The sequence below is a fragment of the Bacillus sp. JST-5 genome (assembly GCF_057747715.1).
On sequence record NZ_JBYLHW010000031.1, the window covers coordinates 17,691 to 29,797 of the forward strand.

General features: G+C 32.7%; 14 protein-coding genes, 1 riboswitch and 1 other annotated feature. Of the genes, 10 read left to right on the plus strand and 4 right to left on the minus strand.

Annotation, left to right across the window (positions count from 1 at the left end; genetic code table 11):
• Window positions 1-264 precede the first annotated feature (264 nt).
• A complete protein-coding gene (locus AC3ASS_RS08050) occupies window positions 265-717 on the plus strand; it encodes a hotdog fold thioesterase (protein ID WP_488283007.1) in 453 nt (150 codons plus the stop codon).
• Window positions 718-741: 24 nt separating this feature from the next.
• Here AC3ASS_RS08050 and AC3ASS_RS08055 read toward each other — a convergent pair whose 3' ends face one another.
• Entirely contained in the window at window positions 742-1,224 is a 483-nt protein-coding gene (locus AC3ASS_RS08055) for a glutathione peroxidase (RefSeq protein WP_488283008.1), read from the minus strand.
• Window positions 1,225-1,297: 73 nt separating this feature from the next.
• Window positions 1,298-1,693: a hypothetical protein gene (locus AC3ASS_RS08060; protein WP_488283009.1), complete on the minus strand. Its 396-nt coding sequence runs from the start codon at window positions 1,691-1,693 to the stop codon at window positions 1,298-1,300.
• A gap of 127 nt (window positions 1,694-1,820) precedes the next feature.
• On the opposite strand from AC3ASS_RS08060, the gene fni reads away from it, so the two are divergent.
• From fni to proS, 4 genes are all read left to right on the plus strand, one after another.
• A complete protein-coding gene (fni, locus tag AC3ASS_RS08065) occupies window positions 1,821-2,849 on the plus strand; it encodes a type 2 isopentenyl-diphosphate Delta-isomerase (protein WP_488283010.1) in 1,029 nt (342 codons plus the stop codon).
• Window positions 2,850-2,898: 49 nt separating this feature from the next.
• Window positions 2,899-2,998: riboswitch (guanidine-I (ykkC/yxkD leader) on the plus strand.
• Between the two features lie 83 nt (window positions 2,999-3,081).
• Window positions 3,082-3,423, plus strand: coding sequence for a DMT family transporter (locus tag AC3ASS_RS08070; RefSeq protein ID WP_488283011.1), 342 nt, complete (start codon window positions 3,082-3,084; stop codon window positions 3,421-3,423).
• Window positions 3,423-3,737, plus strand: a complete 315-nt coding sequence (locus AC3ASS_RS08075; protein WP_488283012.1) for a DMT family transporter — start codon at window positions 3,423-3,425, stop codon at window positions 3,735-3,737. Before AC3ASS_RS08070 ends, AC3ASS_RS08075 begins: the two co-directional genes overlap by 1 nt.
• Window positions 3,738-3,902: 165 nt before the next feature.
• Window positions 3,903-4,107 (plus strand) — a binding site (T-box leader).
• Between the two features lie 62 nt (window positions 4,108-4,169).
• Window positions 4,170-5,606 carry a proline--tRNA ligase gene (gene proS / locus AC3ASS_RS08080; RefSeq protein WP_488283013.1) on the plus strand — a complete coding sequence of 479 codons (1,437 nt, stop codon included), beginning with the start codon at window positions 4,170-4,172 and terminating at the stop codon, window positions 5,604-5,606.
• Window positions 5,607-5,767: 161 nt separating this feature from the next.
• On the opposite strand, the gene AC3ASS_RS08085 is transcribed toward proS, so the two are convergent.
• Window positions 5,768-6,385 carry a hypothetical protein gene (locus tag AC3ASS_RS08085; protein ID WP_488283014.1) on the minus strand — a complete coding sequence of 206 codons (618 nt, stop codon included), beginning with the start codon at window positions 6,383-6,385 and terminating at the stop codon, window positions 5,768-5,770.
• Window positions 6,386-6,563: 178 nt separating this feature from the next.
• Between AC3ASS_RS08085 and AC3ASS_RS08090 the strand changes: the two genes are divergently transcribed.
• The 4 genes from AC3ASS_RS08090 to AC3ASS_RS08105 all read left to right on the plus strand — a co-directional run bounded on the left by AC3ASS_RS08090 (window position 6,564) and on the right by AC3ASS_RS08105 (window position 9,903).
• Window positions 6,564-7,052: an acyl-CoA thioesterase gene (locus AC3ASS_RS08090; RefSeq protein WP_488283020.1), complete on the plus strand. Its 489-nt coding sequence runs from the start codon at window positions 6,564-6,566 to the stop codon at window positions 7,050-7,052.
• Window positions 7,053-7,254: 202 nt separating this feature from the next.
• Window positions 7,255-7,755, plus strand: coding sequence for a PTS sugar transporter subunit IIA (locus tag AC3ASS_RS08095; RefSeq protein ID WP_488283015.1), 501 nt, complete (start codon window positions 7,255-7,257; stop codon window positions 7,753-7,755).
• A 298-nt stretch (window positions 7,756-8,053) separates the two neighbouring features.
• Window positions 8,054-9,007, plus strand: a complete 954-nt coding sequence (locus AC3ASS_RS08100) for an ABC transporter permease family protein (RefSeq protein ID WP_488283016.1) — start codon at window positions 8,054-8,056, stop codon at window positions 9,005-9,007.
• The gene (locus AC3ASS_RS08105; RefSeq protein WP_488283017.1) at window positions 9,004-9,903 is read left to right on the plus strand and encodes an ABC transporter permease subunit; all 900 of its coding nucleotides are present in this window, start codon (window positions 9,004-9,006) and stop codon (window positions 9,901-9,903) included. Before AC3ASS_RS08100 ends, AC3ASS_RS08105 begins: the two co-directional genes overlap by 4 nt.
• 163 nt (window positions 9,904-10,066) lie before the next feature.
• Here AC3ASS_RS08105 and safA read toward each other — a convergent pair whose 3' ends face one another.
• Window positions 10,067-10,684 (minus strand): SafA/ExsA family spore coat assembly protein, encoded by a 618-nt coding sequence (gene safA, locus AC3ASS_RS08110; protein WP_488283018.1) that lies wholly within the window; start codon window positions 10,682-10,684, stop codon window positions 10,067-10,069.
• A gap of 159 nt (window positions 10,685-10,843) precedes the next feature.
• On the opposite strand from safA, the gene AC3ASS_RS08115 reads away from it, so the two are divergent.
• Window positions 10,844-12,001: a D-alanyl-D-alanine carboxypeptidase family protein gene (locus tag AC3ASS_RS08115; protein WP_488283019.1), complete on the plus strand. Its 1,158-nt coding sequence runs from the start codon at window positions 10,844-10,846 to the stop codon at window positions 11,999-12,001.
• Window positions 12,002-12,107 lie beyond the last annotated feature (106 nt).

A 12,107-nucleotide genomic window follows, 5' to 3' on the forward strand; every position in this document is an offset into this window, starting at 1 on the left:
ATATCAAGAATGCAATCAAATACAAGATGATCTCTATCATTTAAATAGGGATCATCTTTTTTAAATCGTGTGTTCTCTCAAAGCTGTTCATATTATTTGTTGGGAAAAGTTAATATTTACAATGTACGAGATTAATGAATGATCAATAAAGAACTACATACTATAGTCAAAATAATTTAATAATTCTATCAAAAGATTTCATTTTTATTAGAATTCAAGTAAACTAGAGACAATAACGGATATGGCTAAATGAGGTGGCAAGGAATGAGTCAACAACAGTTAAATGATCAAACAGTACATAGAAATTATTATAAGGAAATATATGAAACGTTAAAAAATGAACCTTATGCAAATTTTCTCGGAATTGAACTAGTAGAATTAGGTGAGGGAACGGCGAAAGCAACATTAGAATTAAAAGAGCATATGTTAAACGCACATGGGACTGCCCATGGAGCAATCATATTTGCCATTGCTGATTATGTATTTGCATGCGCAAGTAATTCCTATGGAAAAACTTCTGTTGGTTTGTCGACTACAGTTAATTTCATGGCTCCAGGAATTATGGGGCATCAATTAATCGCAACGGCTAAGGAAGTGAAACGAAACAATCGGACTGCGTGGTACTTAATTGAAGTGGAAAGCAACGGGGAATTAATTGCTACCATGGATGCACTTGTTTATAGAAAAAATGAATATTTCGTTCCAATAGAAATATAAAAGATTGGTCATCTCGCCAATCTTTTATTTTTTTAATAAGCTTTCGATATCTTTTTCAATTTTTAGAGGAGATGTGTTAGGAGCATAGCGTTTATAAACCGTTCCATCTTTCTTAATGAGGAATTTTGTAAAGTTCCATTTAATTGATTCTGAACCGAGTAAACCTGGCGCCATTTCAGTTAAATATTTAAATAAAGGAATGGCGTTTTCTCCTTTGACATCAACTTTGGAAAACATCGGGAAGGTTACACCGAAGTTAAGGGAGCAAAATTCCTTAATTTCCGCTTCAGAATCTAGTTCTTGTCCTCCAAACTGATTGGAAGGAAAGGCGAGAATTTCAAAACCTAAATGATGATATTTCTCATAAAGTGTTTGCAACTCTTGATATTGAGGGGTAAATCCACATTTGCTGGCGGTATTAACAATTAAAACAACTTTTCCTTTATATTCCTCTAAAGAAATTTCTTTGCCATCAATCGTTTTGGCAGAAAATTGATAAATACTCATTTTTATATCCCACCTTTACGGAAGTTATATTAAAAGTAACATAACATCCAATGAAAGGTGAAATAATTTGCTGTTAGGAAGCATTTCCTTTTTCATCATGCTCATACTCAATAAAATCTTCCGTATCCTCTATATAATCTTGGTCAGATGTATTTTCTTCAATAAATATAGACGGGTCAATCTTGTGTTTATTATTAAAACTGTTCAATTCATCTTGATCGAGTATGCCGGTTCTTAAAATATGAATATAAAGTTCATGGAATTTCAATCCGTTCAGTTGATGGACCGTTAGGGAATCAAGGTTATATTTTTCTTTTAATATAAACACCAATTCTTTTGCCATTGAGGAAGTATGTTCATTTTCTAAAAATAGCTCGTTTTCTTGAGAATTTTTTGAACTTCTTAACCATTTTCCTATAAGATAAGAAATGATAAGAATGACAACTACAGTAAGTATCAACCAAACCATTTGTATTCATCTCCTTTCACAGTCTATTAAATGTATACGATTATAATGGAAAAATATTTATAAATAATCGGAAATTATTATAATAGAAGTGCGCTTGCAATCCTCAATGGAAGAGGGTGAAAAAGAAATGATGGATGAAATTGAAAAACGGAAATCCCAGCATATTGAAATAACATTAAATCAAGATGTGGAAGGAGATAATATAACAACCGGATTAGAAAGGTATCGTTTTATTCACGAAGCGCTGCCTGAAATAGATTTTCAAGAAATCTCTTGCGAAACCGTCTTTTTGAAGAAACGAATGAAAGTACCATTCGTCATAAGTTCAATGACTGGAGGAACGGAAAAAGCAAGTTCAATCAATCAACATTTGGCTGAAGCAGCGGAAGAATGTGGTTGGGCTATGGGGCTAGGTTCCACACGTGCAGCAATTTCAGAGCCGTCACTGGCACATACATTTCAAGTACGAAAGTATGCACGAACTATCCCCTTATTTGCAAACCTAGGTGCTGTTCAACTAAATTACGGTTTTGAATTAGAACAATGCAAAAAAATTATTGAAATGACAGAGGCAGATGCCCTTGTTTTACATCTCAATAGTATGCAAGAACTATTTCAAGTCAATGGGGATACAAACTTTAAAGGGTTGCTATTGAAAATAGAAAAACTTTGCTCTCAACTACCTGTTCCTGTAGGAATCAAAGAAGTGGGTTGGGGAATACATGGACGACTAGCAAGAAAACTGTTTGACATAGGAGTTTCCTTTGTTGATGTAGCAGGCGCAGGAGGGACTTCTTGGAGTCAAGTAGAAAAATACCGATTGAATGATGAAGTGAAAAGAAAAGCGGCAGAAGCATTTAGCGACTGGGGAATTCCAACATCAGAGGCGGTCGTCGACGCTCGAAATTATTGTAAAAAAGAAACGATAATAGCTAGCGGTGGAATTAAAAACGGTGTTGAGGCAGCAAAAGCGATCGCGTTAGGGGCAAACCTCGTAGGATTTGGAAGATCTATTTTAAAAGAAGCAACAGAATCTACGGAGGAAGTACTGAAAAAGTTTAAACAATTAGAATTTGAATTGAAAGCTTCTATGTTTGGAATAGGGGTATCATCAATTCAGGAACTGATGTATACAGATAGAATTCAAAAAAGATAATGAGAAAAAATACTTGTTAATCCATTGATAGTTATGCATAATAATTGTGAATCATGTTTTCTAGGGTTCCGCGATGATTGTATCGGTCTGGTCCAAGAGAAAACACACAACCATTAGTTGTGCCACGGAGGGATAAAAGCCCGGGAGATATCAAAAATGTGATATCTTTCGGGTTTTATTTGTTAGTTTCAATAAAAATAATAAGTGTTGATTTACTATGGGAGGTTCATTCATGAACGTTAACTGGATAAAAATATTTGTAGGAGCCGTTTTTGAGATATGCTGGGTTGTTGGTTTGAAACATTCATATAATATTTGGACGTGGATGGGAACAGGCATCGCTATTTATTTAAGTTTTTATTTTTTAATAAAAGCCAGCGAAAATCTTCCTGTAGGAACCGCATATGCCGTTTTTGTTGGATTAGGGACTGCTGGAACTGTCATCGTTGAAATGGTGTTATTTCATGAACCAATAAAAATAATAAAAATTTTATTAATAGGAGTCTTATTAGTAGGAATTATTGGCTTGAAATTGGTTACTCCTAATGAGAAGAAAGAAGGGGAATCAAACTAATGGCTTGGTTGTATCTAATTTTAGCGGGAACTTTTGAAATGTTAGGAGTTACATCCATCAATAAGTTTAATGAAAAAAAGAATGTGTGGACTGTTCTTTATCTCATTAGTAGCTTTTTCTTAAGCTTTTTATTCTTATCATTTGCAATGGAAACAATATCAATGGGAACGGCTTATGCTGTTTGGACTGGAATTGGAGCTGTTGGTGGGGCAATAATAGGAATTATATATTATGGAGAATCTAAAGATTGGAAAAGAATAGTGTTTATTCTCATTATTATTATGGCTGTGATCGGTTTAAAGCTTATTTCTTAATAGTTAAATCATTTCATCCACTATAAGTCTGTTTTCAATTTTTCTCAATGATTTCGTAACATATTGATTCCATATTTCATTAACATGTATAATTCTAATTGAATATTATCTTAAATAACTTGACTTTTTGAAGGAAAAAATGTATCTTTTATAAAAATTCATACAAGATAAACGATGAAGAGGACTAGTAAAACGGTTAAGGCTTTTTCAGAGAGGAAATCATTGGTGAGAGATTTCTAAAGTCTCCGTTTGAACCTACCTTCGAGTTCAATATCGACAAAGATATTGCGGAGTTGCTCCGTTATCAAAAAAGAGTGTACAGTAAATTTACTGTAAATGAGGGTGGTACCACCAAGTCTCGGTCCCTATGTTTGGATGGAGGCTTTTTTTATTGGAATAAATAAATGATTTTATAAAAAAGGAGTGTAAAAAATGGCGAAAGAGAAGAAATTTGTTGAAGAAATTACCGCCATGGAAGAAGACTTTGCCCAATGGTATACAGACGTTGTAAAAAAGGCAGATCTCGTTGACTACTCATCAGTACGAGGATCCATGATTATTCGTCCTTATGGATATGCTATTTGGGAAAATATTCGAGATATCCTTGATCAAAAAATAAAAGAAACAGGGCATGAAAATGTGTATATGCCATTGTTCATCCCAGAGAGCCTGTTACAAAAGGAAAAAGACCATATTGAAGGGTTTGCTCCAGAAGTGGCATGGGTCACTCATGGAGGATCGGAAGAACTTCATGAAAGATTAGTTGTACGTCCAACATCAGAGGTTTTATTCTGTGAGCATTATGCCAATATCATTCATTCATACCGAGACTTGCCAAAACTTTATAATCAATGGAGCAATGTTGTTCGTTGGGAGAAAACAACAAGACCGTTTTTACGCTCATTAGAGTTTTTATGGCAAGAAGGTCATACCGCACATGCAACTGATGAAGATGCGGCAGAAGAAACATTGCGCATGTTAAATGTGTATACAGATGTATTAGAAAATTATTTAGCATTACCAGTTATAAGAGGACAAAAAACAGAAAAAGAGAAATTCGCCGGTGCAAAATATACATTAACCATTGAAAGCTTAATGCATGATGGAAAAGCGCTACAATCTGGAACATCGCATCATTTAGGAACTGGTTTTGCAGAAGCATTTGGCATTCAATATACCGATCAAAATGGAGAATTGCAATATGTGCACCAAACATCGTGGGGAATTACCACTCGCCTAATTGGGGCATTAATAATGGTACACGGAGATAACCGAGGATTGGTTTTACCACCAAGAATTGCACCTAAGCAAGTAATGATTGTACCTATTGCTCAACATAAAGAAGGGGTTCTTGATTTTGCCTATAATTTAAAAGATCGACTAAGAAAAATAGTCCGTGTCGATATTGATGCTAGTGATAAAATGCCTGGCTGGAAATTCAATGAATATGAAATGAAGGGAATACCTGTACGATTAGAAGTAGGACCAAAAGATATTGAGAAAGAACAAGTTGTACTAGTTCGAAGAGATACAGGTGAAAAAATCTTTACTCCAATCGCGGAACTAGAAGAAAAATTATTGGCATTATTGGAAGATATTCAACAAAATCTATACAACAAGGCGAAAGAGCATCGTGAGAAGAAGACAAGTACCGCAACAAACATGGATGAGTTTAAAAAGAATTTAGAAGAAAATCCTGGTTTTATCAAGGCAATGTGGTGCGGTGATCGAAAATGTGAAGATCATATAAAAGAAGAAACTTCTGCTACATCGCGCTGTATCCCATTTGAACAAGAAAAAATACATGATCAATGTGTAGTATGCGGTAAAGAAGCTAAACATATGGTTTATTGGGCAAAAGCATATTAAAAATCTAAAAAGTTTGAGAGAAGCCATATACAAAAACAGCTCCCAAAAGACAGATGAAATTTTATATCTGTTCCTTTGGGAGCTAAATTATTTATTTTAAATCCATTTAGTCTTTTATTTTTTATAGGAATTGACAATAGTTTTGTACCAAGGATGCCAATTTAATCTACATGATCGGTAATTTGAACTTTAAAAACGATCACTTGCGGAAGATTTTCATGTCCTTTTAATTCGCCTTTTTCACTTACACTAAGAGTCCTATTTGAAATAGCTTCATAACAAATATAAGTTGGTTTGTTTTTCTCTAATTTAATAAATTCATTACCGACAAGCTTACCTGTTACTATGCCATTTTGATCATTTGCATCATTTCCTAACAAATCAATCTTTTGTTCAATCTGTCCATCTAATAAACTTACGGCAATTTTACTTTGATCAGACGTAAAATTGTGATCGAATGAAACAGATAAAAGATCTTGATCAAAATAGGTTTGATTACTATTAAGAAGTGATCCTGATTGTTCAGTTTTCTTGCCATAACGATATTCTTCCATTTCAATTAACAGATTATCTGATTGCTTTAATGTACCGTCTATTTCAAACGAAAACATTTGATAAATACCCGTTCTAGATATGAGATCATTCTTCTCGTCATTTAAAGGAACGTATCGAATCGATAAATCCGTTTTTGAAGGATTATCCTTATCAATAAACATGTTACATCCTTCTAAAAATGTGGAAAACGTTAATAATAATAACACAAATATCTTTTTTAACATTTCCCTCATCTCCAAAATTTTACTCTCATTTAATTATACAAAATTTTGAATTGAAGGAAAAGTCTTATCATTTATTATTTTTTTTAACCTATGATAAAAATGGTAAAATAAGAGTGAAGATTGTGCACATACGTATATTTATGAGGTGATTCTATTGAATATAAGAAAAGAAGTGCCAATGAAAGAAACAATCGCAATAAAAACTAGTCATGTATTTCCTCAACATACAAATTCTCATGGGACACTTTTTGGGGGGATACTATTATCATACATAGATGATATTGCATCTATTTCTGCTATTAAGTTATGTCAAAATCCCGTTGTTACTGCCTCTATTGACTCAGTTGATTTTGTAAAGCCAATAGTTGTTGGAGATGCTGTCACATTAGAAGCAATGGTTACTTGGACTGGAAGAAGTTCGATGGAAGTATTAGTTAAAGTAACTGCAGAACATTTGTTAACTGGGGAAAAATCCATTGCTGCCTTTTCCTTTTTAACTTTCGTAGCTCTGGATGAAAATGGAAAACCTACACCTGTACCAAAAGTAATACCAGAAACAGAACGGGAAAGATGGCTGAATGAAACTGGTGAAAAACGAGCATTACATAGAAAAAATAGAAAGAAGGAAAGTGAAGAACTATTAAAATTTTTGGAGGAAGGTAAATAAACCTTCCTATTTTCACCTGTAGCAATAAAAAGATGTTTTATATTAAATAGTGTTTAGACTTATTAAATAGTAAAGATAAGTAAAAAAGATCAAATTCTGCTTTTTTAGTCCAAATCTTGTTTTTTTATCTGAAGAGGTGTAGGATAAATATTCCTATAGTATACTATTAATAATGGATTTATTTTTGAAAGGGGACTTAACAATGTTAAGAAAACTTTTTGGGAAAAAAGAAGATGCTCCTATCACTGTTTCAATCATAGCTCCTCTTACTGGAAAGGTGATTCCATTAGAAGAAGTTCCAGATCCTGTTTTTTCTCAAAAAATGATGGGGGACGGAGTAGCGATCACACCTTCTGAAGGAAAAGTAACAAGCCCTGTAGATGGAGAAATTATTCAAGTGTTCCCAACGAAACATGCAATTGGAATTAAAGCAAAAAATGGTGCGGAAATATTAATTCATATTGGATTAGATACAGTGAATATGAATGGAGAAGGATTTACGACCCATATCCAGGAAGGAAAGAAGGTAAAAACTGGAGATTTATTGGTCACATATGATCTTGAATTGGTGAAAGAAAAAGCACGTAGCATAGTGACACCGATTATTATTACAAATAGTGATCAAATGACTACTACAGATAAACAAGAAGGATCGGAAGTAACAAGTGGTGATCACGTAATCATGACGGTATCGAAAAAGTAAAAATAAAATAGGATTACGAGTAAAAATTCGGATAATTACTGTTTTCATTTGTTAAATTTGAAATTAACGTTTGGACAGTAAGCTTATCCGGATTTTTTTGCATTTTTAAGGAATTGAATTAGGAAGTCTTTCCAGAATTTTTAACGAGTTTTGATTAAGTTTTTTATTTATTTAAATTACATAGGTAGCTATAAGAAGAGTATAAAATAATAATTCAGAAAAATTGTATTATATATAAAATTGAAAAAATTTTAATTCAATAGTATTATAGAAAAATCATGAGGAGGATAAAAGTACTATGAAATACATACAGGTAATTATTAAACAGCTCATTCTATTTATGATTGTCTCCCTTTTATTTTTATTTATCATTTTTATGCCAAGAGATGTAACAATGACTACTGGGGAAGGAGGAATGTTTTTATCTGCTGAATATCATTATTCGTTTGAACAACATATGGATAATATTTTAGAGTTTTTTCGCTATCTTTCTCAAGTAGAGGAGTTGCCAGAACTAGTATCTGGTCAACCATTTATGGAAACAGTGACAAATACCATTCAGAAAAGCATGATTATTGTCCTTCCTTCATTATTACTTGCATTTTTTTTAGGTATTGCAAAAGGGATCTATGATTATAAGTCTGAAAGGAAAAAATCTTGGTTTCTTGGAAAAGGAACTACTTGGATTTTTCTCTCTATTCCGGATATATTTGTAATTATATTTATTCAGTTATCTTTATTAATTCTCTATGATCACGGTCTATTTTTCCATGTTGATATATATGGCAGTGATAAGATAGATAATTACATAGTTTGCATTTTATTTTTAATAATTTATCCATTATTTTACATATCGAATGTTACATATATGAGTTTAAAAGATGAAGAAAGAATGGATTATATTAGAACAGCAATGGCAAAAGGTACGAAAGAAATGAGAATCCTCTATATTCATGTTTTAAAAAATTGTTGGGGGAAAATATTGACCCATACGAACACGATAACATTGTATGTGTTATCTAATTTGTTTATAGTTGAAAGACTTACAGATTTTCGTGGAGCTGGTATGAAGTTTTTTGAGGCTATTGCCCCTGCAACATCATTTCATCCAACCAGTGCAAATTTTAGTATTAACTTTGTAGCAACGTTTGTTTATGCTACTTTCTTTACCGTTGTTATCTTCCTTTCTAATCTTATTAGTAAACTTTTTAAAGCATACTTGAGTCCATCAGAGATGGAGGGTAGACAATGAAAAAAAATTATTCATTGATATTTGGACTCATTTTTTTATTTTTTATAATCATGATTATATTTTTGGGACAATATTTTCCTTTTGTTGATAAAGAACTGACACGGACTAGTATGATAAAAACGGATGAAGGAATAATGATTCCTCCCTTTCCTCCTATGAAAGGGTATATTTTAGGATCAGATAACAATGGAGTGGATGTTTTAAGTAGATTAGTTATAGGAGCGAAGGAAACATTTTTGATAGTTTTGACGATCGTTATAATAAGATATTTGATTGCCATTCCTTTAGGTGTTTTTAGTTTTTACAACAAATTTATTCGCTATATTCTTACAGGAGTTAATCAAATGTTTTCCTTTATGCCCCCGATCTTTTTTATTGCATTGTTTATCGGAATCCCAGTGATTGTTTTTTCGGAATCAAGACCCATATGGATGATAGTGATTATTGCTTTTGTAGAAGTTGGAAGGGTTGCGGATTCAATCTTTCAAAATTTAGAAGAAATATCTAAAAAATCCTTTGTTGAGGCGGGGATTACAACAGGATGTACAAAGACTACGTTGTTTAGGAAATATTATTGGCCACCATTATTGCCACAAATTTTAATTCATTTTACAAATGATATTGGCCGAGTGTTATTTATTATCGCTCAATTAGGACTTGTTGGGATATATATTACTCACGAATTTGTGTCTCAGCTAGGAGGAAGCTATTTAGCTTTAAATACTTCTAATGCGTGGCCGACCATGTTTTCTACTTTGCTTCATGATATATTTGGTGCTCGATGGATTCCGTTTGCCACAGTAGGTTTTATTGGATTTTCATTATTCACAATTAATTTATTAGTTTCAGGTATGAAAACTTATTTCGATAAAAAATATAGACTATATTCTGAATAGATCTTTGTCATTATTTCATATTGGAAGGGACTGCTTATAAAAGTCCATTTTAGAGTGAAATTTTTTAAAATTATAAAACCCAAGAATGTGGATATAAACCAGCATACTTGGGTCCTACTTTTTTCAAGGTTACGGCTAAAATAGTCCTTTTTATTAACAAGTATTACCTTTTAATAAACATTTGCGTCCAGTAAACTCCGTAACTGCCTCCTTTCGCATAACCTACTCCAATATAGTTATAATTGGCATTTAAAATATTTGCTCGATGACCTGGACTATTCATCCAGCTTTGTACAACAGAAGCAGCAGTTTGTTGGCCAGCTGCAATATTTTCGGCTGCTGCAGTATAATGAATTCCAAAATTTTTAATCATAGTAAATGGTGATCCGTATGTTGGACTTGTGTGAGAAAAATAATTTTTATCCCTCATATCCATCGATTTATATCGTGCTACTCTGGATAATTCCCAGTCTGCTTTTAAAGGTGGAAGTCCATTTTTAGATCGCTCGATATTTGTTAAGCGGATGACTTCATTTTCAATAGATTTGATTGCATCGATGTTAGGAATGTAAACTTTTTGACCAGGATATATCAAATTGGGATTTTTAAACTGAGGGTTGGCTTGGATAATTTCAGAAAGACCAATTTGGTACTTTTGAGCAATTTTCCATAAGGAATCACCACGTTGTACATAATATACATCTGCAGCTATTGTTGGAGTAACTCCGCCGATTGTAAATAAAGTCATTGCGACAGTGATAGATAATATTTTCTTTTTCATGTTTATAAAATGTGATGCAATGTTTATTTTTATACCTAAGTAAAAAATACCATCATATTTTTTTGAAATAGAAATGAAAAATATTTTTAAAAGAAAAAATAGAGGTAATATAGTAGAATTTATAGTAAAAAGAAATGGATTTCTAATAGGGAGAATATTATGAAAAAAATTGTTTATTTTACATGTATTATTGCATTGCTTTTATTTCAAGAAACGACACTAGCAGAAGAAGAACCTTCTTTAAATATACAAAGTGAATCAGCTATTTTAATAGATGCGAAAACAGGAAAAATATTATATGAAAGAAATGCATATGAAAAAATGTATCCAGCTAGTATAACAAAAATTGCTACCGCAATTTATGCAATTGAAAAAGGAAATCTAAATGACGCAGTTACGATTAGTGAAAATGCACGAAATGTTGAAGGTACTAGGGTTTACCTAGAACCTGGTGAGGAAGTTTCTTTAGAACAATTAATCATTGGTTTGTTAATGAATTCTGGTAATGATGCAGGTGTTGCAATAGCAGAGCACATACATGGTTCAATAGAAAAATTTGCAGAAGAGTTAAATAAATTTTTAGAGGACAAAGTTGGTGTTAAAAATACGCATTTTACCAACCCACACGGTTTATTTGATTCTGAACATTATACAACGGCTTATGATATGTCATTAATTACTCAATATGCTTTAAAGAATGAGACATTTCAGCGTTTTTTCCAGATGTCTGAATATGAATGGCATAGTAAATCATGGGATACGACTATTTATACTCACCATCGGATCTTAAAAGGTGAGTTCCCTTATGAAGGGGTTACTGGTGGCAAAAATGGTTTTGTAAATGAATCAGGCTTCACGCTTGTAACAACAGCAAAACGGGATCATATTGAACTAATTGCAGTAACCTTAAATGCCCCATATAATGACATTTCCTATACCGATACACTAGAATTATTGGATTATGGTTTTAATCAATTTCAAACTTCAGTGATTGAGAAAAATACCGAATTTTATTCACAAGGGGAAACCTTTAAGGTGTCCCAAAATCTTTATTACACCCGACCGAAAGATCACGAAGTTCAGACAGAAGTGAGCGAAGATGGAACCCTTACGATAAAAACTGAAGAGGGAGAAGTGTTAGAGACTTTTCAATTAAAAGATCCTAATAAGGAAAAAATGGCATTTTCTACTCAATCCTTTGAAGATAAAAAGGAAAGTTCATCCAATGATGAAAAATCATATTGGCCTATGTTCTTGTTAGTTTTAGCAGGCTTAGGTGGATGTGTATTTATCTATCACAGGTTGAAGCCGATTTAAATATGAAAGAGGCATATCTCAAGATGGTATGGTATTATCCCCTACAGGTAGACAGTAAAAAAAGAGGACATTTGATATGATGTTCTTAGGAGTCTACTTGGGAGGG